Origin of the sequence: Bradyrhizobium sp. JR4.1, assembly GCF_040548605.1 — a bacterium.
Taxonomy (GTDB): Bacteria; Pseudomonadota; Alphaproteobacteria; order Rhizobiales; family Xanthobacteraceae; genus Bradyrhizobium; species Bradyrhizobium canariense.
Map to the genome: position 1 here is coordinate 305,366 of NZ_JBEPRY010000001.1, position 20,654 is coordinate 326,019.

Annotated in this window: 22 protein-coding genes and 1 other RNA gene; 15 read left to right on the top strand and 8 right to left on the bottom strand. The window is 65.1% G+C overall.

The annotated features are described in order from the left end of the window. Positions 1-96 precede the first annotated feature (96 nt). The 7 genes from yihA (at position 97) to dapE (ending at position 6,547) form a co-directional block, all read left to right on the top strand. A complete protein-coding gene (gene yihA, locus ABIB90_RS01575) occupies positions 97-750 on the top strand; it encodes a ribosome biogenesis GTP-binding protein YihA/YsxC (RefSeq protein ID WP_354200009.1) in 654 nt (217 codons plus the stop codon). Then, positions 750-1,121 carry a DUF423 domain-containing protein gene (locus ABIB90_RS01580; RefSeq protein ID WP_007597682.1) on the top strand — a complete coding sequence of 124 codons (372 nt, stop codon included), beginning with the start codon at positions 750-752 and terminating at the stop codon, positions 1,119-1,121. Before yihA ends, ABIB90_RS01580 begins: the two co-directional genes overlap by 1 nt. Before the next feature lie 206 nt (positions 1,122-1,327). Continuing rightward, positions 1,328-2,215 (top strand): acetylglutamate kinase, encoded by an 888-nt coding sequence (gene argB, locus ABIB90_RS01585; RefSeq protein ID WP_007597683.1) that lies wholly within the window; start codon positions 1,328-1,330, stop codon positions 2,213-2,215. A 185-nt stretch (positions 2,216-2,400) separates the two neighbouring features. After that, positions 2,401-3,387, top strand: a complete 987-nt coding sequence (locus ABIB90_RS01590) for a DUF1036 domain-containing protein (protein WP_354127106.1) — start codon at positions 2,401-2,403, stop codon at positions 3,385-3,387. 199 nt (positions 3,388-3,586) lie between these two features. Beyond that, on the top strand, positions 3,587-4,279 hold the full coding sequence (locus ABIB90_RS01595) for a pyrimidine 5'-nucleotidase (RefSeq protein WP_354126956.1): 693 nt from the start codon (positions 3,587-3,589) through the stop codon (positions 4,277-4,279). Positions 4,280-4,523: 244 nt separating this feature from the next. After that, positions 4,524-5,369, top strand: coding sequence for a 2,3,4,5-tetrahydropyridine-2,6-dicarboxylate N-succinyltransferase (dapD, locus tag ABIB90_RS01600; protein ID WP_354200010.1), 846 nt, complete (start codon positions 4,524-4,526; stop codon positions 5,367-5,369). Between the two features lie 11 nt (positions 5,370-5,380). After that, a complete protein-coding gene (gene dapE, locus ABIB90_RS01605; protein WP_354200011.1) occupies positions 5,381-6,547 on the top strand; it encodes a succinyl-diaminopimelate desuccinylase in 1,167 nt (388 codons plus the stop codon). A gap of 163 nt (positions 6,548-6,710) precedes the next feature. On the opposite strand, the gene truA is transcribed toward dapE, so the two are convergent. The 3 genes from truA to def form a co-directional block, all read right to left on the bottom strand. After that, positions 6,711-7,448 (bottom strand): tRNA pseudouridine(38-40) synthase TruA, encoded by a 738-nt coding sequence (truA, locus tag ABIB90_RS01610; RefSeq protein WP_354200373.1) that lies wholly within the window; start codon positions 7,446-7,448, stop codon positions 6,711-6,713. Between the two features lie 120 nt (positions 7,449-7,568). Further along, positions 7,569-8,504 (bottom strand): methionyl-tRNA formyltransferase, encoded by a 936-nt coding sequence (gene fmt, locus ABIB90_RS01615; protein ID WP_354200012.1) that lies wholly within the window; start codon positions 8,502-8,504, stop codon positions 7,569-7,571. A gap of 207 nt (positions 8,505-8,711) precedes the next feature. Then, positions 8,712-9,236, bottom strand: coding sequence for a peptide deformylase (gene def / locus ABIB90_RS01620; RefSeq protein WP_219682519.1), 525 nt, complete (start codon positions 9,234-9,236; stop codon positions 8,712-8,714). 171 nt (positions 9,237-9,407) lie between these two features. On the opposite strand from def, the gene ABIB90_RS01625 reads away from it, so the two are divergent. The 3 genes from ABIB90_RS01625 to ABIB90_RS01635 all read left to right on the top strand — a co-directional run bounded on the left by ABIB90_RS01625 (position 9,408) and on the right by ABIB90_RS01635 (position 12,476). Next, positions 9,408-10,607: a DNA recombination protein RmuC gene (locus tag ABIB90_RS01625; RefSeq protein ID WP_354126960.1), complete on the top strand. Its 1,200-nt coding sequence runs from the start codon at positions 9,408-9,410 to the stop codon at positions 10,605-10,607. An 88-nt stretch (positions 10,608-10,695) separates the two neighbouring features. Beyond that, a complete protein-coding gene (locus tag ABIB90_RS01630) occupies positions 10,696-10,998 on the top strand; it encodes a GIY-YIG nuclease family protein (protein ID WP_007597697.1) in 303 nt (100 codons plus the stop codon). 113 nt (positions 10,999-11,111) lie between these two features. Further along, the gene (locus ABIB90_RS01635; protein WP_354200013.1) at positions 11,112-12,476 is read left to right on the top strand and encodes an AmpG family muropeptide MFS transporter; all 1,365 of its coding nucleotides are present in this window, start codon (positions 11,112-11,114) and stop codon (positions 12,474-12,476) included. A 130-nt stretch (positions 12,477-12,606) separates the two neighbouring features. Here the strand turns inward: ABIB90_RS01635 and ABIB90_RS01640 are convergent, their stop codons facing one another. From ABIB90_RS01640 to ffs, 5 genes are all read right to left on the bottom strand, one after another. Beyond that, positions 12,607-13,044: a hypothetical protein gene (locus ABIB90_RS01640; protein WP_007597700.1), complete on the bottom strand. Its 438-nt coding sequence runs from the start codon at positions 13,042-13,044 to the stop codon at positions 12,607-12,609. A gap of 26 nt (positions 13,045-13,070) precedes the next feature. Further along, positions 13,071-13,673: a recombination mediator RecR gene (gene recR / locus ABIB90_RS01645; RefSeq protein WP_007604678.1), complete on the bottom strand. Its 603-nt coding sequence runs from the start codon at positions 13,671-13,673 to the stop codon at positions 13,071-13,073. 1 nt (position 13,674) lies between these two features. Then, positions 13,675-14,004 (bottom strand): YbaB/EbfC family nucleoid-associated protein, encoded by a 330-nt coding sequence (locus ABIB90_RS01650; protein ID WP_007597704.1) that lies wholly within the window; start codon positions 14,002-14,004, stop codon positions 13,675-13,677. A 24-nt stretch (positions 14,005-14,028) separates the two neighbouring features. Further along, complete coding sequence (locus ABIB90_RS01655; protein ID WP_007597705.1) at positions 14,029-15,846, bottom strand: DNA polymerase III subunit gamma/tau; 1,818 nt, start codon at positions 15,844-15,846, stop codon at positions 14,029-14,031. 94 nt (positions 15,847-15,940) lie between these two features. Continuing rightward, positions 15,941-16,037, bottom strand: an RNA gene (gene ffs, locus ABIB90_RS01660) — signal recognition particle sRNA small type. 193 nt (positions 16,038-16,230) lie between these two features. On the opposite strand from ffs, the gene ABIB90_RS01665 reads away from it, so the two are divergent. The 5 genes from ABIB90_RS01665 to ABIB90_RS01685 all read left to right on the top strand — a co-directional run bounded on the left by ABIB90_RS01665 (position 16,231) and on the right by ABIB90_RS01685 (position 20,635). Next, entirely contained in the window at positions 16,231-17,076 is an 846-nt protein-coding gene (locus ABIB90_RS01665; RefSeq protein WP_035993754.1) for a transporter substrate-binding domain-containing protein, read from the top strand. Between the two features lie 223 nt (positions 17,077-17,299). Next, positions 17,300-17,962: an amino acid ABC transporter permease gene (locus ABIB90_RS01670; RefSeq protein WP_354126963.1), complete on the top strand. Its 663-nt coding sequence runs from the start codon at positions 17,300-17,302 to the stop codon at positions 17,960-17,962. After that, the gene (locus ABIB90_RS01675; RefSeq protein ID WP_354126964.1) at positions 17,959-18,756 is read left to right on the top strand and encodes an amino acid ABC transporter ATP-binding protein; all 798 of its coding nucleotides are present in this window, start codon (positions 17,959-17,961) and stop codon (positions 18,754-18,756) included. Before ABIB90_RS01670 ends, ABIB90_RS01675 begins: the two co-directional genes overlap by 4 nt. Continuing rightward, positions 18,756-19,511 (top strand): SDR family NAD(P)-dependent oxidoreductase, encoded by a 756-nt coding sequence (locus tag ABIB90_RS01680; protein WP_007597709.1) that lies wholly within the window; start codon positions 18,756-18,758, stop codon positions 19,509-19,511. Before ABIB90_RS01675 ends, ABIB90_RS01680 begins: the two co-directional genes overlap by 1 nt. Next, a complete protein-coding gene (locus ABIB90_RS01685) occupies positions 19,508-20,635 on the top strand; it encodes a muconate cycloisomerase family protein (protein ID WP_354200014.1) in 1,128 nt (375 codons plus the stop codon). The genes ABIB90_RS01680 and ABIB90_RS01685 overlap by 4 nt, the downstream gene beginning before the upstream one ends. The last annotated feature ends 19 nt before the right edge of the window (positions 20,636-20,654 follow it).

Sequence of the window (20,654 nt, forward strand, 5' to 3'; positions counted from 1 at the left end):
GAGCGAGCGACGAAGCAATCCAGAGCCCCTCCGCGGACGCATTTCTGGATTGCTTCGCTTCGCTCGCAATGACGCGGACAAACAGAAAGCCTTCGCATGAATGACGACAAGGATGCGAAGCTGATCGAGGTCGGGCGGAAGCTGTTCACGCGCGACTGGCAGTTCATCTGGGCCTCGCCCTCGACTGAAACGCTGCCGCCGATGGTGGGGCTGGAGATCGCCTTTGCCGGCCGCTCCAATGTCGGCAAGTCCAGCCTGATCAACGCGCTGACCGGGCGCAACGCGCTCGCGCGCACCTCGCATACCCCGGGCCGCACCCAGGAGCTGATCTTCTTCGAGGTCCCCGGGAAAAGTGAACTGCGCCTCGTCGACATGCCCGGCTATGGCTACGCCAAAGCGCCGAAGAGCCAGGTCGCGTCCTGGACCGAGCTGATCCACAAATTCCTGCTCGGACGCGCCAGCCTCGCGCGTGTCTACGTGCTGGTGGACGCGCGGCACGGCCTCAAGGACGTCGATCTCGAAGTCCTGAAGACACTCGATCGCTCCGCGGTCAGCTACCAGATCGTGCTGACCAAGGCCGACCAGATCAAGGCCACCGAGCTCCAATCGCGCATCATCGAGACCGAGGCCGCGCTCGCCAAGCGTCCGGCGGCGTTCCCCAACGTGCTCGCGACCTCGTCGCGGAGCGCGACCGGCATGGCCGAGCTGCGCGCAGCGATCGCAAAGTTGCTGGAAGAGCGAACCTCGTAATGACGGCATTCCGCCTGCTGATCGGGCTTGCCGGCGTGATGGGCGCCGCCGGCGTCGCGCTGGCCGCGGCTTCCGCGCATGGCGGCGATGCGAGCCGGCTCGCCGCCGCAAGTGCCATGCTGCTGTTTCATGCAACCGCCATACTCGCGGCCGTCGCCCTGCTCGGGCGCGGCCTTCTGCACGACGGAATTGGCATCATCGCCGCGTCCGGCTTCGCAGCCGGCGCCGCGCTGTTCGCGGGCGACCTCACGTTGCGGCAATATGCCGGCCATTCGCTGTTTCCCTATGCAGCGCCGACCGGTGGATCGGTGATGATCTTGAGCTGGCTGGCGGTGACGCTCGCCGCGGTGGTGGTGAAGCGCAGTCCGTAGCCCGGATGGAGCCAACGGGTCGGCGCGAAGCGCCGCCCGATGACAGGCTCCGCGCAATCCGGGAGAGCTTGCGCGGGTAGATTCCCGGATTACGCTGCGCTCCATCCGGGCTACGCGGCTGCGTGTGGGGGACGAAGACCACTTTGCGCCCCGCCCGCCAATCGGATAGAACGCGGCCCGAGTATCCCGCCAGCGAGATCCGCCTCATGACCGAAATCTCCCCGCTCGACCAGGCCCGCATCCTGTCCGAAGCGCTGCCGCACATGCAGCAGTATGACGAGGAAACCATCGTCATCAAGTATGGCGGCCATGCCATGGGCGACGAGGAGACCGCGAAGAATTTCGCCCGCGACATCGTGCTGCTCGAGCAGACCGCGATCAATCCGGTGGTGGTGCATGGCGGCGGCCCGCAGATCGCGACCATGCTGAAGCGCCTCGGCATCGTCTCGGAATTCGCAGCCGGCCTGCGCATCACCGATGCCGCGACCATCGAGATCGTCGAGATGGTGCTCGCCGGCTCCGTCAACAAGCAGATCGTCGGCTACATCAACGAGGCCGGCGGCAAGGCCGTGGGGCTATCAGGCAAGGACGCCAATATGGTGAAGGCGTCCAAGACGACGCGCACCATCATGGATCCGGACTCGCACATCGAGAAGGCGGTCGATCTCGGCTTCGTCGGCGATCCCGAGAAAGTCGATCTCACGCTGCTCAACCAGCTGATCGGCTACGAGCTGATCCCGGTGCTGGCACCGCTCGCGACCTCGAAAGAGGGCCAGACGCTGAACGTCAACGCCGACACTTTCGCCGGCGCTGTGGCCGGCGCGCTGAAAGCGAAGCGGCTGCTGCTGCTCACCGACGTGCCGGGCGTGCTCGACAAATCCAAGAAGCTGATCCCGCAGCTCTCGGTGAAGGACGCACGAAAGCTGATCGCCGACGGCACCATTTCCGGCGGCATGATCCCCAAGGTCGAGACCTGCATCTATGCGCTCGAACAGGGCGTGGAGGGTGTCGTCATCATCGACGGCAAGATGCAGCACGCGGTGCTGCTCGAGCTCTTCACCAACACCGGCACGGGCACGCTGATCCACAAGTGATGCGAGAGGCGCCACGCATGAAAGCCGTCATGGCCAGGCAACAGCGCGAAGCGCGTCTTCGCGAAGATGTCCCGGCCATCCACGACCTTTCGTCCCGCGCCAAGAACGTGGATGCCCGGGACAAGCCCGGGCATGACGAGTTGAGGACTCGGCGGCATCGCCGCTCGACCTTGAGCCGTTTCTTGATGACGCTCCCTGCCGCAGCCATCTCGTTCGTGTTCTCCTCCGCACCGGCGTTCGCCGACCTGAAAATCTGCAACCGCATGTCCTATGTCGTCGAGGCCGCGATCGGCATCGACGACAAGGCGGCGACCGCGACGCGTGGCTGGTTCAGGATCGACCCCGCCACCTGCCGCGTGGTCGTGCAAGGCACGCTCTCCGCCGACCGCATCCTGCTCAACGCCCGCGCGCTTGGCGTCTACGGCGCCTCCCCGATCCCGCAGAACGGCAGCGACACGCTGTGCGTCGCGCAGGACAATTTCGTCATCGCGGCCGCGCGGCAGTGCCGCAGTGGCCAGACCCAGGCCGCCTTCACCCAGATCACGCCGACGCAAGGCGCGGACGGCAATTTCGTCGCCTATCTCGCCGAGGACTCCGAATATGACGACGAGCAGGCTCGCCTCGCCGGCATCCAGCGGCTTTTGGTGATCGCAGGCTACGACGCCGCGCCAATCGACGGCGTCGACGGGCCGAAGACGCAAGGCGCGCTGGCCGCTTTCCTGAAGAGCCGCGGATTGTCGTCCGACATCCTGTCGTCGCCGAACTTCTTCAAGACCATGGTCGATGCCGTGCAGACGCCGTCTGCGACCGGCCTCACCTGGTGCAACGACACCACGCACAAGGTGATGGCGGCGGTTGCCACCGACGACGGCAAGGCGGTGACCAGCCGCGGCTGGTATCGCATCGACCCCAAGACCTGCCTGCACCCCGATGTGAGCGGCCAGCCGAAGCAGATCTTCAGCTTCGCGGAAGCCATCGACGCCGACAACCGAATCGTCAAGCTAAAGGACAAGCCGCTGAACTGGGGCGGCGACAAGCAGCTTTGCACGCGCGAGACCAAGTTCGAGACCAACGAGCAGACCGACTGCGGCGCGCGCGGCTTCGCGGCGACGGGTTTTGGCGCGGTGGACATGTCGAGCGGCGGCAAGACGCTGCGGTTTGCGATGCCGTGATTGCTTTTGTGATCGTACCGGTGCCATGCACTCCGCTGTCGTCCTGGCGAAAGCCAGGACCCATGACCCCAGGATCGCGTTTGGCGAAGAACGACGACTAGCGTGCCCCAATGATCGGTCACGGAGTATGGGTCCTGGCTTTCGCCAGGACGACGATTGAGGGTGGGGCGCCGCCGCGGTCAACGGATAGAGAGTGAAAATGAAATCCCCCCGTGCCTTCGGCCATATCGACACCTGGGTGTTCGACCTCGACAACACGCTCTATCCGCACCACGTCAATCTGTGGCAACAGGTCGATGCGCGGATCACCGAGTTCGTTTGCAATTGGCTCGATCTGACAGCGGTGGAAGCGCGCAAGATCCAGAAGGATTATTACCAGCGCTTCGGCACCACCATGCGCGGCATGATGACCCTGCATGGCGTCCGCGCCGACGACTATCTCGCCTATGTCCACAAGATCGACCACTCTCCGCTAGAGCCGAACCCGGCGCTGGGCGAGGCCATCGCAAAACTGCCGGGACGAAAGCTGATCCTGACCAACGGTTCGGTCGATCATGTCGATGCGGTGCTGGCGCGGCTCGGCTTTGCCACGCATTTCGACGGCGTGTTCGACATCATCGCCGCCGACTTCGAGCCGAAGCCGGCGCCGCAGACCTACCGCAAGTTTCTCGCCGACCATTCGGTCGATCCGACCCGCGCCGCGATGTTCGAAGACCTCGCCCGCAACCTCACCGTCCCGCACGAACTCGGCATGACCACCGTGCTGGTGATACCGGATGGGACGAAAGAGGTCGTGCGCGAGGACTGGGAATTGGCGGGCCGTGATGCCGCCCATGTCGACCATGTCACGGATGATCTCGCGGGTTTTTTGGGCAGGCTGTCTCCCAAATAACCGCTGTCGTCCTGGCGAAAGCCAGGACCCATTATCCCAGGGTGGAATTTGGCGCGAGCTGATAACTACCAGTCTTCGCCAAACACCTCCCAGGGGTAATGGGTCCTGGATCGGCGCTCACGTTGTTCGCTTGTCCAGGACGACGATGGAGGACGACACTGAGTTTGCCTTGACTCCGTCCCCCCAAATCCCGAAAAAGCGCTCCAAATCACCGCAAATCCTGCCTTCCCGAGAGGAAATCCTGATGTCCCTGTCCGCCCTCGAATCCACCATCAACGGCGCCTTCGAGGCGCGCGACGGCGTCTCGACCTCGACCAGGGGCGAGGTCCGCGAGGCCGTGGATCACGCGCTGGAGATTCTGGACAAGGGCGAGGCCCGCGTTGCCGAGCGCGGCACCGACGGCAAGTGGAAGGTCAATCAATGGCTGAAGAAGGCGGTGCTGCTCTCGTTCCGCCTCAACGACATGGGCGCCATTCCCGGCGGCCCCGGCAAGGCGACCTGGTGGGACAAGGTGCCCTCGAAGTTCGACGGCTGGGGCGAGAACCGCTTTCGCGACGCCGGCTTCCGCGCCGTCCCCGGCGCCATCGTGCGCCGCTCGGCCTTCATCGCCCGCAACGTCGTGCTGATGCCCTCTTTCGTCAATCTCGGCGCCTATGTCGATGAATCCACCATGATCGACACCTGGTCGACCGTCGGCTCCTGCGCGCAGATCGGCAAGCGCGTGCACATCTCCGGCGGCGTCGGCATCGGCGGCGTGCTCGAGCCGCTGCAGGCCGAGCCTGTGATCATCGAGGACGATTGCTTCATCGGCGCGCGCTCCGAGGTCGCCGAAGGCGTGATCGTGCGCAAGGGCGCGGTGCTGTCGATGGGCGTGTTCCTGGGTGCATCGACCAAGATCGTCGACCGCGAGACCGGCGAGATCTTTATCGGCGAAGTACCGGAATATTCGGTCGTCGTCCCCGGCGCGCTGCCCGGCAAGCCCATGAAGAACGGCCAGATCGGCCCGAGCACCGCCTGCGCCGTCATCGTCAAGCGCGTCGACGAGCGCACGCGCTCCAAGACCAGCATCAACGAGCTGCTGCGGGATTGATTGGGGCGCGCATGACCGATGCTCTCTCGATTGCCCGCGATCTCATCCGCTGTCCCTCGGTAACTCCGGCCGATGCCGGTGCGCTGGGTGTGCTCGAACAAGTCCTCACCGCAGCCGGCTTCACATGCCACCGCGTGACCTTCAGCGAGCCCGGTACCGCCGACGTCGACAATCTCTATGCGCGGATCGGCACTGACGGGCCGCACATCACCTTTGCCGGCCACACCGACGTGGTGCCGCCTGGCGACGAGAGCGCCTGGAGCGTCGGCGCATTCTCCGGCGAGGTGAAGGACGGCTTTCTGCACGGCCGCGGCGCGGTCGACATGAAGGGCGGCATCGCCTGCTCGGTCGCCGCGGTGCTGGAGCATCTTGCCGCGAACGACGGCAAGCCACGCAGCGACGGCAAAGGTTCGATCTCGTTCCTGATCACTGGCGACGAGGAAGACGTCTCCATCAACGGCACCATCAAGCTGCTGAAGTGGGCGGCGGAGCGCGGCGAGAAATTCGATCATTGCGTGCTCGGCGAGCCCTCCAACGTCGAGGCGCTCGGCGACACCATCAAAGTCGGCCGCCGCGGCTCGCAATCCGGCACGCTGTATGTCGACGGCGTGCAGGGCCATGTCGCCTATCCGCACCGCGCTGCCAATCCGGTGCCTGATATCTCGCGGCTGATCGTGGCCATCTCCGACGAGCCGCTCGACCATGGCAGCGCGCAGTTCCAGGCCTCCAATCTCGAATTCACCTCGGTCGACGTCGGCAACACCGCCAACAACGTCATCCCGGGCCAAGCCCGCGCAAAATTCAACATCCGCTACAACGACAACCACACCCAGGCGAGCCTGCGCGAGCTGGTCGAGACGCGGCTGACAAAAGCCTGCGGCAACCGCATCCGCGCCCGCATCGTCTGGGAGCCCTCGAACTCGAACGTGTTCGTGACCAAGCCCGGCCCTTTCACCGATCTCGCGGTGTCCGCGATCGAGGAAGTCACGGGCCGCAAGCCGGAGCTGTCGACCTCAGGCGGCACCTCGGATGCGCGCTTCATCTCGAGCTATTGCCCGGTGATCGAGTTCGGCCTGGTCGGCCAGACCATGCACCAGGTCGACGAGCGCGTGCCGGTCAGGGACCTGGAGCAGCTGACGAAGGTGTATCGCGGGATTTTGGCGAGGTATTTTGCGTAGCCCCCATTGCCGCCAAACCCTCCGCTGTCATCGCCCGGCTTCACCGGGCGATCCAGTAATCCGAGACAGCAGTCATTGATCCGAGAGGTCGCGGCGTACTGGATTCCCCGCCTTCGCGGGGAATGACAGTGGTGAGCGCGGCGAGAGTTTCCAGCCTCGCGCTCTAATAATCCACCTGCATCAGATACAGCCCGTCCGGCGGGGCGACGATGCCGCAGGCGGCGCGGTTGCGTGCAGCGAGCGCTACGGAGAGATCTTCGGCGGTCCAGCGGCCTTCGCCGACCCACATCAGCGACCCCACCATCGAGCGCACCTGGCTGTGCAGGAACGAGCGCGCCGAGGTGAGAATCGTGATCTCGCGCCCGTCGCGCAGCACGTCGAGCTGATCGAGCGTCTTCTCCGGCGACCTGGCCTGACACTCGGTGTCGCGGAAGGTGGTGAAATCGTGCTTGCCGAGCAGGCGTTGTGCCGCCGCATGCATCGCATCGGCGTCGAGCCGGCGCGGCACGCGCCAGGCATGGCCGGCATCGAGCGCGAGATTGGCGCGGGTGTTGACGATGCGGTAGCGATAGTGGCGCTTGATGGCCGAGAAGCGCGCTTCGAAAGTCTCCGGCACGATATCGGCTTCGAGCACGGCGATGGGATGCGGGCGCAAATGCGCATTCAAGCCGTCGCGAAAACGGCCCTGCGGAAACTGCTTGTCGATATCGACATGCGCGACCTGGCCGCGCGCATGCACGCCGGCATCGGTGCGCCCGGCGCCGTGCACGCGCGCATCCGCGCCGGTCATCGCCTTCACGGCAGCCTCCAGCGCGCCTTGCACCGAGGGCAGCGTCTCCTGCACCTGCCAGCCGAAGAACGGCGCGCCGTCATATTCGATGATGAGCTTGTAGCGGGGCATCTTGTCCAGTTTCGCTGTCATCGCCCGGCTCGACCGGGCGATCCAGTACTCCGCAGCCTATCCGTTCGACCGAGAAGCCTCGGCGTACTGGATACCCCGCCTTCGCGGGGTATGACAGCGTCAGGTGAATTTGGCGCCGGACTTCAGCGGCACGCCACGCAGGAAGTCCGCGGCCTGCATGCGCGCCTTGCCTTCGCGCTGGAGCTCGATCAGGCGGATTGCGCCCTCGCCGCAGGCGATGGTGAGGTGATCGTCGAGCACCTCGCCCGGCGTACCCGAACCCTTCGCCAATTCACAGCGCAGGATTTTTACGCGCGCGTTCTCGCTCACGCCGGTGAGCTCGGCCCAGGCGCCGGGAAACGGCGACAGGCCGTGGATATGGCGCTGCACCTCGCGCGCGGGCCTGGTCCAGTCGATCCGCGCTTCGGCCTTGTCGATCTTGGCGGCGTAGGTGACGCCATCCTCGCTCTGCTGCTTGAGCTGAAGTCCGCCGCGGTCGAGCGCGGCCATGGCGCGCACCATCAGATCGGCACCGAGCCGGGCCAGACGATCGTGCAGATCGAGCGCGGTCATATTGTCCGTGATCGCGAGCCGTTCCGCCATGGCGACGTCGCCGGTGTCGAGGCCAACATCCATCTTCATCACCATCACGCCGCTCTCGGCATCGCCGGCCATGATCGCGCGGTTGATGGGAGCGGCACCGCGCCAGCGCGGCAGCAGCGAAGCGTGCAGATTGTAGCAGCCGAGCTTTGGCGCATCGAGGATCGCCTGCGGCAGGATCATGCCGTAGGCGACGACGACGGCCGCATCGGCGTCGAAGGCGCGAAATTCTTCCAGCGCCTCCGGCGTTTTCAAAGTCTTCGGCGTCAGCACGGGCACGCCGAGCTTTCGCGCGGCCTCTTCCACCGGGGTCGGCTGCAATTGCAGGCCGCGCCGGCCGCCGGGCTTCGGCGCGCGCGTATACACGGCCGCGATCTCGTGGCCATGCGCGACGAGCTCGAGCAGCGTCGGCACGGAGAAATCGGGCGTGCCCATGAAGATCAGGCGGAGTGGCATGACAAGAACTCGGTACGTTCCCTCCCCCCTTGTGGGGGAGGGTTAGGGAGAGGGGTGCCACACGACGCGCTCTCTCGGTTTGAGGTTTCGCGGCACGCACCTGATTCAGATGACGGAGAGACTTCCGTCTGGGCTATCCCTCTCCCCCGCCCTCCCCCACAAGGGGGGAGGGAGCGCAGGGGAGTGTGAGGCAGCACTAAACCTTACTCACTCGCCGCGCTTGGCGGCTTTCTCGAATTTCTTCAGCACGCGGTCGCGCTTGAGCTTTGACAGATAGTCGACGAACAGCACGCCATTGAGATGGTCGATCTCGTGCTGGATGCAGGTGGCGTAGAGGCCTTCGGCGTCCTCCTCATGCACCTTGCCGTCCAGATCGATGTAGCGCACCCGCACCTTCGCGGGACGCTCGACCTCCTCGTAATATTCGGGGATCGACAGGCAGCCTTCCTCGTAGACCGACAGGTCCTCGGAGGAGGCGATGATTTCCGGATTGATGAAGACGCGCGGCTCGGGCTTGGTCTCGCCGTCCTGGTCGGGCTTGGCGAGGTCCATGGTGATCAGCCGCAACGGCTGCGCGATCTGGATCGCCGCGAGCCCGATGCCGGGCGCGTCGTACATGGTCTCGAACATGTCGTCGGCAAGCTTGCGGATCTCCGGCGTGACCTTCTCGATCGGCTTGGAGACCAGACGCAGCTGCTTGTCGGGCAGGATGATGATTTCTCTGAGGGCCATGGCCGCGATTTAAGCCGGGCGCCGGACGCGGTCAATGCGGCCAGGAACCCCGTTAACCCTCCCCTAACCATAAAACTTCAGGTTTCGTTAACCACCAAAATTAGCAGGGCATTACCTCGAAATGTTCGCTATTCGTTCGTGCCACAGTGCGAATCGGCTAGAAGGGCAGGCATGAACGAGATCATTTTCACGGCTGGCGACTGGCCGGTGCGCACGGTGGACGCGCTGATCGGCTTCGGCGCGCTGGTCCTCATCCTGCTGGCGGTCATCGCCGTGGTGATTGCACGCTCGGGGCGGCGCGGCGCGGAACTCGCGATGGCCAACGCGATCCGCGCCGACGAACTCGAGGAGCGCATCAGCCAGATGCTGCATGCCCAGAGCGAGGCTTCGGGGCGGGTCGATGCCATGACCCAGACGCTGGCCGGCCGCCAGGCAGACATGGCACGCGCGGTCAACGAGCGGCTGGATTCGGTGACCCACCGGGTCGGTCAATCCATGGAGCACACCACCCGCAACACCATGGAGAGCCTGCGCGCGCTGCACGAGCGGCTCGGCATCATCGACAGCGCGCACAAGAACCTCACCGACCTCACCACGCAGGTGACGACCCTGCGCGACGTGCTCGCCAACAAGCAGTCGCGCGGCGCCTTCGGTCAGGCGCGAATGGAGGCGATCGTCCAGGACGGTCTGCCGAAGGGCGCCTACGAGTTCCAGTTCACGCTCTCGACCGGCAAGCGTCCGGACTGCGTCGTGTTCCTGCCCGACCAGCGGCCGCTCTGCATCGACGCGAAATTTCCGCTGGAAGCGATGACCGCGCTGCATGATGCGCGCACCGATGAGGAAAAGCGGATCGCCACGCAGCGGCTGCGCGGCGACGTGATGAAGCACGTCAGCGACATCGCCGAAAAATATCTCGTCGCCGGCGAGACCCAGGAAATGGCGCTGATGTTCGTGCCGTCGGAATCGGTCTACGCCGAAATTCACGACGGTTTCGACGACGTGATCCAGAAGGCGTATCGCGCCCGCGTCGTGCTGGTGTCGCCGTCGCTCTTGATGCTCGCGATCCAGGTGATGCAGCAGATCATGAAGGACGCGCGCATGCGCGATGCCGCCGACCAGATCCAGACCGAGGTGATCAAGCTCGGCGACGATCTCGGCCGCCTGCGCGAGCGCGTGCTGAAATTGCAGAAACACTTTGCCGACGCCAACGAAGACGTCCGCCAGATCCTGATCTCCGCCGACAAGATCGAGAAGCGCGCCGGGCGCATCGAAGAGCTCGATTTCAGCAAGACCGATGCGCCCGAAGCCCCGCATCTCGTGGCCACCGGCGCTGCCGAACTGTTCCCGAGGAAGCTCCAGGCTGGGGAGTGATTCTACGCTGAGATGCGGTAACCTGCCGCCTCAATCTCGCTGTCGTCGCCCGGCTTGACCGGCCGACCCAGTATCCCAGAGGCGGCAGATGGGCGCTCGCTGCTACTACGTCTACATTCTCGCCAGCAAGATGGGTGGCACGCTTTATATTGGCGTAACGAACGATCTCATCCGCCGGGTGGCAGAGCACAAGTTGAAACTGATCGAGAGCTTCACGAAAGACTACGATGTCGTGAAGCTCGTTTACTTCGAGCAGTTCGACGACCCCGAGAATGCGATCGAACGGGAGAAGCGGCTGAAGAAGTGGAAGCGCGATTGGAAGATCGCGTTGATCGAGAAAGACAATCCGGATTGGAACGATCTCTATTCGGGGATTGCTGGCCCCCCATAATGCCGGCCTCTGGAATACTGGGTCGCCGGGTCAAGCCGGGCGACGACACCTCCTCTTTGGCCGGCAGGAGCGACACCTCACTTGTGGCGGCCAGAATCTGCTAACACCCACCCATGACCGCACCCGACGCGACCTCCCCCGCCACGCCCGATACGACCCCCACCTCCTGGCGTGACAGCCTTGCCGTTTACCTGCAACCGCGGGTGCTGATCGTGCTGTTCCTCGGCTTCTCGTCCGGGCTGCCGCTGGCGTTGTCGGGCTCGACGCTGCTGGTGTGGATGCGGGAATCCGGCGTCGATCTCAAGACCATCGGGCTGTTTGCGCTGGTCGGCACGCCCTACACGCTGAAATTCCTGTGGGCGCCGCTGGTCGATGCGATGCATGTGCCGCTGTTCACGCGCGCGTTCGGGCGGCGCCGCGGCTGGCTGCTGTTCTCGCAATTGCTGCTGATCGTCGCGATCCTGCTGCTGGCGCTGACCGATCCCGCGCGCTCGCCGTTCTATGTCGCGCTCGGCGCATTGCTGGTGGCGACGGCCTCGTCGACGCAGGACATCGTGGTCGATGCCTTCCGCGTCGAGAGCCTGCCGGAAAGCGAGCAGGCCGCCGGCATGGCATCCTATGTCGCGGCCTATCGCATCGGCATGCTGGTCTCGACCGCCGGCGCGCTGTTCATTGTGTCGGGCTTCGAGAGCACCGGCATCACCCGCACGTCCGCCTGGATGTGGGGTTATGTGGTGATGGCGGCGATGGTGCTGATCGGGACGATCACGGCGCTGATCGCGACCGAACCCGAGCAGTCGGTGCGGGCGGAAGCCGCGACGCAGACGCAAACCGCGTTCGCGCGCGTGCTGCACGCCGCGATCGGCGCCTTCTCGGAATTCCTGACGCGCAAGGACGCGCTTGCGGCACTCGCCTTCGTCGTGCTGTTCAAGTTCACCGACGCCTTCTCCGGCACGATGACCGCGCCGTTCGTGATCGACCTCGGCTTCTCCCGCAACGACTATGCCGCGATCGTGAAAGGTGTGGGCCTCGCTGCGACGCTGATCGGCGGCTTTGCCGGCGGCTTCGTCGCCCGGCGCTATTCGCTCGCGAGCAGCCTCTGGATCGGCGGCGTGGTGCAGGCGCTCGCGAACCTCTCCTTCTCCTGGCTCGCCTTCGTCGGCACCAGCCAATGGGCGCTCGCCTTCGCCATCACTTGTGAGAACTTCACCAGCGCCATCGGCACGGTGATCTTCGTCGCCTATCTCTCGGCGCTCTGCCAGAACCCGCTGCACACGGCGACGCAGTATGCGCTGCTCACCGCGCTTGCCGCGGTGGGGCGGACCTATCTCTCGTCAGGCGCCGGCTTCGTGGCTGATACCACCGGCTGGCCGCTGTTCTTCGTGATCTGCATGCTGGTGGCGATCCCGAGCCTGGTGCTGCTGGCCTGGCTGCAGAAGCGCGGGCATTTTGATGCACTGGGGCCGGTGAGGGTTTGACACTGCCCTCTCTCCTCGTCATTGCGAGCGAAGCGAAGCAATCCAGACTGCCGCCGCGGACACGATCTGGATTGCTTCGTCGCAAGAGCTCCTCGCAATGACGAACGGAGAGGGTAGCGCGCCCACCCCGCTACTGCTTCTTGATCAGGCTCCACTTCGTGATCACGGCCTCGCTCATTTGGCCGGGATCGCTGGCGCAGGCGATCTCGTCGACCTTGACCGAGATCTCCTTGCCGGCGAACGTCTTCAGCTGCGCGGCCTGGGCGTCGCCGCTGGGAACGAGCTGGAAGGTTTCGGGTCCGGTCTCGAGATTGCACAGCCCGCTCGGCGGCGGCAGGCGGCGCGGCTCGGAGGTGATCTGGTAGGTCGCAACCCGCTTGCCGACGTTCTTGACGTCGCGCACTTTCATCGTGTTCAGCTCGCCCGACAGCACCTCGCCGGCATTGATCGGCTTGCCGGGCTTCGACGGCGGCGGAGCCCCATCGTCCTGCTGCGCGGAGATGGCCGGCGTCGCCAGCATCGTCAGCGTCGCGACCAAAGCCCATCGTGTGGCGAAAAGTTTCGTCATGTCGTCCGTTCCGTGAGTCTGGATGGCTAGAACAGGGTACGCTGCCGCATCGCGGCCGATAGCGTGCCTTCATCGAGATAATCAAGCTCGCCGCCGACCGGCACACCATGGGCGAGCCGGGTTACTTTTACGTTGGCGTCCTGAAGCAGGTCGGTGATGTAATGGGCCGTGGTCTGGCCGTCGACCGTGGCATTCAGCGCCAGGATGACCTCGTGCACCTGCGCCTCATGCGCGCGCGCCACCAGCGCTTCGATGGTGAGGTCCTGCGGACCGACGCCGTCGAGCGGCGACAATGTCGCGCCCAGCACGTGATAGCGCCCTTGAGTGGCATTGGCCCGCTCCAGCGCCCAGAGATCGGCAACGTCGGCGACGACGACGATGATCGAGGGATCGCGCCTCGGATCGGTGCAGACCGTGCAGGGACTTTGCGTGTCGATGTTGCCGCAGGTCTTGCAGACCTGGACCTTCTCGAGCGCGACCTGCATGGCCGAGGACAGCGGCATCATCAGCGCTTCGCGCTTCTTGATCAGATGCAGCGCGGCGCGCCGCGCCGAGCGCGGGCCGAGGCCCGGCAGCCGCGCGAGAAGCTGGACCAGCCGCTCGATTTCAGGACCCGCAACAGCGCCCATCCTACTGGCCGAACAGCCCCGACAGCCCCGGCGGCAGGCCGAGCCCGCCGGTGAGCGACTGCATCTTCTCCTGCATAGCGGCTTCCGCCTTGCGGCGGGCCTCGCCGAACGCGGTGACGAGCAGATCCTCGAGCACTTCGCGCTCTTCCGCCTTCATCAGCGAAGGATCGATCTTGACGCCCTTGACGTCCATCTTCGCGGTCATGCGCACAGCGACGAGACCGCCGCCGGAGATGCCCTCGACCTCGACGTTGGCGAGCTGATCCTGCATCTCCTGCATCTTGGATTGCAGCTGCTGCGCCTGCTTCATCATGCCGAATATATCGACCATCGGTGCTGTCCTTGAAAATCGGCTCTAGAGATCGTCGCCGTCGGAACCGTCGGGCGGATCGTCACTGCCATAGTCGGCATTAATATCGGATTCCGGCGCCTCGGGGGCAAGCCTGCGGACCTCGACGACCTTCGCACCCGGAAAACGCGACAGCACCTCGCGCACGCGCGGATCGGCCTCGGCGGTGCGCGCATGTTCCTGCTTGGCCGCCTGGTTCACCGAGCGCAGCGTGGGCTGGCCCGGCTCGTTGGAGACGATCACGGTCCAGCGGCGTCCGGTCCAGAGCTCGAACTTGCGCGCGAGATCGGAAATCATGGTCTTGGAGGCGTTGGGCTCGAGCGCGACTTCCAGCCGGCCTTCCTCGAAACGGACGAGGCGCATGTCGCCTTCGAGCGCGCCCTTGGTCAGGAGGTCGCGCTTCTGCCCGGCCAGCGCAACGAGCTGGGTGAAGCTCGTGACGCGCAACACGGGCGCGGCAGCTTGCGGATCCGGCGCGGGCGTTGCCATCTGCGGACGGGCACCACCGCCGCCGAAGGAGGACGGCGACGATGTCGGAATGCGAACTGGAGCCGCGGACGCCACCGGCCCGGCCGGCGCGCTGCGCGTGGCACCGCCGCCGCTCACGACCGGCGAACCGCCGCCGTTCTGCTCCAGCATCTTGATCGCTTCGTCCGGCGTCGGCAGGTCGGCGACATAGGCGATGCGCACCAGCACCATCTCGGCGGCAGCCGCGGGCCGCGTCGCGGCCTGCACCTCGGTGATGCCCTTGAGCAGCATCTGCCACATCCGCGACAGCACGCGCATCGAGATCTTCGAGGCGAAATCCCGTGCGCGCACACGCTCGGTCTCGCCATAGGCGACGTTGTCGGCGGTCGCCGGCACGATCTTCACGCGGGTGACGAAATTGACGAATTCGGCGAGATCCGAGAGCACGACGATCGGATCGGCGCCGACGTCGTATTGGTCGCGGAACTCCCTGAACGCGGATGCGATGTCGCCACGCGCCAGAGAATCGAAAAGATCGATGACACGGGTGCGGTCGGCGAGCCCCAGCATCTGCCTGACGGCATCGGCCTTCACGGTGCCCGCCGCATGCGCGATCGCCTGATCGAGCAGCGAGAGCGAATCGCGCACCGAGCCTTCCGCGGCGCGCGCGATGATGCCGAGCGCTTCAGGCTCGATCTCGACGTTTTCCTTGGCCGCGATGTTGGCGAGATGCTTCATCAGCACGTCGGCCTCGACGCGGCGCAGGTCAAAACGCTGGCAGCGCGACAGCACGGTCACCGGAACCTTGCGGATCTCCGTCGTGGCGAACACGAATTTGGCGTGCTCCGGCGGTTCCTCCAGCGTCTTCAGGAAGGCGTTGAACGCCGCTGTCGACAGCATGTGGACTTCGTCGATGATGTAGACCTTGTAGCGGGCGCTGGCCGGCGCGTAGCGGACGCTGTCATTGATCTGACGAACGTCGTCGACGCCGGTATGCGAGGCCGCGTCCATCTCCAGCACGTCCATGTGCCGGCTTTCCATGATCGCCTGACAATGCACGCCGAGCGTCGGCATCTGGACCGTCGGGCCCTTCACCGAGCCATCCGGCATCTCGTAGTTGAGCGCACGGGCAAGGATGCGCGCGGTGGTGGTCTTGCCGACCCCGCGGACGCCGGTGAGAATCCAGGCCTGCGGAATGCGGCCGGTCTCGAACGCGTTGGAGACGGTGCGGACCACGGCCTCCTGGCCGATCAGATCGTCGAAGCTTGAAGGACGGTATTTCCGCGCCAGCACCCGGTAGGGCGTGCTGGCCTGGCCGGCGCTGTGAGGGTTGGGAGGGGCGCCAGCGTCGGTCATCGGTCGATCCGCAATGAAGTGTCTTTCGGCCGGCTTTGCGGAAAGGAGCGCGCTGGCGGCCCGAGCCGCCGGCGCAATTCGCTCGGAAAAACAGGTAGGAGACTGACGAGCGACCCGATCCGGACCTCGTTAGGGCTGCTTCCTTCCGGACCTGACCCGGTTGGCGAGTGGCTCGTCCACCGCCAATCTCCCGGTCCCTATTTGGGGCCAAAAGGACCGGAAAGCAAGCGGGTATCGGCTTGAACAGGCTGGGCTTCATGGTGGCTTGCCCAGCATCCGGGCAATTCCCGGTCTGCCTAGCCGATAGGCTGTGCTTTCACTGCCGGAGGCGCCTTGGTAAGAACGCTGCCGGAACCCCTTCCAACAGAAAAGCGATTGATCCCAATGGTTACACGTCGTGATGTTGCATCGATTGTCGGACTTGGCGCGATGGCTGCGGCGACGCTGGCCTCCCCGGCCGTGGCGCAGACCGCCGATTCCAATGAATCGACCTTCGCCCGCATCCGCCGCACCAAGAAGATGCGCATCGGCGCGGTCGGCGGCGGCGCGCCCTATTACATGAAGGATCTTTCGACGGGCCAGTGGAAGGGATTTTACGTCGACATCGCCAAGGCGCTTGCCGAGGACATGGAGGCCGAGCTCGAGATCACCGAGACCACCTGGGGCAATTCGGTGCTCGACCTGCAGTCCAACAAGATCGACATCTTCTTCGGCCTCAACCCGACTCCGAAGCGTGCGCTGGTGGTCGACTTCTCGGTGCCGGTCTTCAACAACGCCTTCGGTATCCTCTGCAAGAAGGACTTCAAGCCGAAGAGCTGGGCCGAGCTGAACTCGCCCGACGTCAAGATCGCGGTCGACCAGGGCTCGTCGCACGACCAGGTCGTCAGCCGCCTGACGCCTAAGGCGCAGATCTCGCGGCTGAAGACTGCCGATGACGCCACCGCCGCGCTGCAGACCGGCCGCGTCGACGCGCAGTGCCTGATCACCATGCTGTCGCTGACGGTATTGAAGAAGAACCCCTCGCTCGGCCAGTTCGTGCTGCCGACGCCGATCTTTGCGACGACGTCGAACGCCGGCTTCCGCCGCGAGACCGACAAGACCTGGCGCGACTACGTCAACACCTGGATCGACTTCAACAAGGGCCTCGGCTTCATCCGCAACGCGATCATCACCAATATGGAGCTGGTGGGCGTGACCGAGGCGGACATCCCGCCGGGCGTGTCGTTGTAAGGTATGCTGAATTTGGATCGGGCTGGATCCCCGAGCGCCTGTGCTCCCCCTCTCCCGCTTGCGGGAGAGGGTTGGGGAGAGGGTGTCTCCTCTACGGAGACTCCCCAAGAGGATAGAACCCTCACCCGTCGCTTCGCGCCGACCTCTCCCGCAAGCGGGAGAGGTGCACCGAGCATGCGGCTCGACTGTCTTCAATTCGCGCGCGACTGAGGTCCAAGATAATATGTATCAGTGGGATTTCGGCATCCTCTGGAGCTATCGCTGGCTCTTTCTCAACGGGCTCGGCGTCACCGTTGGCTTCACGTTGGTCATCGTTGTGCTCGGCCTCGTCTTCGGCCTGTTCGGCGCGTTCGGGACCCTGTCGCGCTTTCGCGCGGTGCGCCTTCTCGCGCTCACCTTCATCGAGGCGTTCCGCTGCACGCCGATCCTGGTGCAGCTGATCTGGTTCTATTACGCGCTGCCGATCCTGGCCGGCGTCGAGATGACGCCGATCACGGCCTCGGCGCTGGCGCTCTCGCTCTATGGCGGTTCGTTCTATTCGGAGATCATCCGCGGCGGCATCATCTCGATCGATCGCGGCCAGTCCGAAGCCGGCGCCGCGCTCGGCATGACCCCAGGCCAGAGCATGCGGCGCATCGTGCTGCCGCAGGCGATCAAGCGCATGATCCCGGCGCTGATGAACCAGTCGATCATCCAGTTCAAGAACACCTCGCTGGTCTCGGTGCTGGCGGTGCCCGACCTGGTCTATCAGAGCCAGGTCGCCGCCCATGACAGCTACCGTCCGCTGGAGACCTACACCGCCGTCGCGGTTGCCTATGCGGCGATCCTGATTCCCCTGACCATCATGGTCCGGCGCGGCGAGAAGCGACTGGCGGTCGGCGAATGAGCGACACCTCTTCCAAGATCGAGATCCGGGCGCTGCGCAAGAGCTTTGGCAGCAACGAAGTCCTGAAGAACATCAGCCTCGATGTCCCCAAGGGCGGCGTCGTCGCGCTGATCGGCCCGTCCGGCTCCGGCAAATCGACGCTGCTCCGCTGCATCAACCTCCTGGTGACGCCCGACGGCGGTAGCGTCCGCGTTGGCGACACGAGCTTTTCGTTCGGACAAGGCACAAAGCTGCCCGACGTGAAGACGCTGGCAGGATTCCGCGCCACCACCGGCATGGTGTTCCAGCATTTCAACCTGTTCCCGCACATGACGACGCTCCAGAATGTGATGGAGGGACCGGTCACGGTGCGGCGCATGGCCAGGGCGGACGCCGAGAAACTCGCACGAGCGCAACTCGTCAAGGTGGGCCTTGCAGAGAAGGCCGACCAATATCCGGCAACGCTCTCCGGCGGACAGAAGCAGCGCGTCGCGATTGCCCGGGCGCTTGCCATGGAGCCGGACGTGATGCTGTTCGACGAAGCCACCTCCGCACTCGATCCCGAGCTTGTCGGCGAGGTGCTCGCCGTGATCCAGCAGCTGGCGTCGGAGGGCATGACCATGGTGATCGTGACCCACGAGATCGCCTTTGCCCGCGAAGTCGCCGACCGTCTGATCTTCATGCGCGACGGCGTCGTGATCGAGGAAGGCCCGGCGCGGCAGGTAATCGACAATCCAAGAGAAGCTGCGACCCGCGCCTTCCTTAGCCATTTCCACCGCACCGGCGCATTGCCGCCGGCCACAACGGCATCGTGATGTCCGATATCAACCGCGTCTATCTCGTCACCGGCGCCGCCAGCGGCATCGGCCGCGCCACCGCAAGACTGCTCGCAACGCCCGGCACGGCGCTGCTGCTCCACACGCGCTCGAACGCAGAGGGTCTCGACGTCACGGCCGCGGAAGCCGAAGCGCAAGGTGCGATCGTCGCAAAATGCCTCGGCGATCTCGCCGAGGAGGCCGCGGTCACCGACGCCCTCGCCGCTACGCAAAGCGCCTTCGGCCGGCTCGACGGATTGATCCTGGTCGGCGGCCATGCCCGCCGCGGGAGCGCCATCGGTACGCCGGCGGATCAGTTCCGCAAGGCGATGGATGAATCGGCGCTGGCGTTCACGCGGTTGGTGGACGCCGCGCTCCCGCTGCTGCGTGCGGGACGAGATGCGCGGATCGTGGCAGTGTCGTCGTTCGTGGCGCACGCGATCCGGCCGGAGTTCGCACCCTTTGCAGCGACGGCCGCGAGCCGCTCCGCGCTCGAAGCGCTGGTGCGCCTCACCGCAGTCGAGCTCGCCGGGGAGGGCATCACCGTCAACGCCGTCGCGCCGGGCCTGATCATCAAGGACAAGCCCAGCGAAAGCCGGCTGTCACCCGAGCAGATCGCGGCGACCGAAGCACTGATCCCGATGAATCGCCGCGGGCGGCCGGAGGAAGTGGCCGAGATCATCGCCTTTCTGGCCTCCCCAAAAGCATCCTACGTCACCGGCCAGGTCTGGCACGTCAATGGAGGCCTGACATGACCGAAGCGACCGTCGCACGTCTCAGGCTGTTCCTGATCGAGAGCCCGATCAAGATGGCGCGCCTCCAGGGCGTCGGCAACGTCAAGGGCACGGTGAAACGCGTGCTGCTCGAACTGACGTCGAGCGACGGCGTGATAGGCTGGGGCGAGGCGGCACCGTGGGAAGTGTTCACGGGAACGCCGGAAGCGGCCTTCGCCGCGCTCGACATCTATTTGCGGCCGATCGTGATGGGCAAGTCGGTGCGTCGCATCCGCGCGCTGATGGCCGAGCTCGATCGTGCCTTGGTCGGACATGCCGAAGCCAAGGTCGCGATCGAAATGGCGCTGCTCGACATCGTCGGCAAGTCCTCGGGACTTTCGGTCGCTGACCTGCTCGGCGGCCGCGTGCGGGACACGATCCCGCTGTCGTTCTCCATCGCCGATCCGGATTTCACTGCCGATCTCGAACGCATGCGGAAGATGGTTCCGGACGGGAACGTCATCTACAAGGTCAAGACCGGCGTGAAGCCGCATCGCGAAGACCTCGATCATCTCGCGGCGATCCGGAAAGAATTCGGCGACAAGGTCGACCTTCGCGTCGATTACAACCAGGCCTTAGCGCCGTTCGGCGCCATCAAGATCCTGCGCGACATCGAGCAGTTCGCGCCGACCTTTATCGAGCAGCCGGTGCCGCGCAAATATCTCGACGTGATGGCGCAGCTCACCGCGGCGCTGGAAACGCCCGTGCTCGCCGACGAAAGCTGTTTCGACCGCCGCGACATGATGGAGGTGGTGCGCCGCGAGGCGGCTGATGCCGTCTCGATCAAGCTGATGAAGGCCGGCGGCCTGTTCGAGGCGCAGGCGATCATGGCGATCGCCGACATCGCCGGCCTGCCCGGCTATGGCGGCACACTGTGGGAGGGCGGCATCGGGCTCGCCGCCGGCACGCAGCTGATCGCGGCGACGCCGGGAATCTCGCTCGGCTGCGAATTCTACATGCCGCACCATGTGCTGACCGAGGACGTGCTGGAAGAGCGCGTCGCCAATCGCGGCGGCCACGTCGTGGTGCCCGACGGCCCGGGCCTCGGCATCCGCGTCAGCGAAGCCTCGGTCCGCGCCAATGCGCGAGTGCTGGCGGAGGCGTAAAAGCACGCCCCCACCGTCG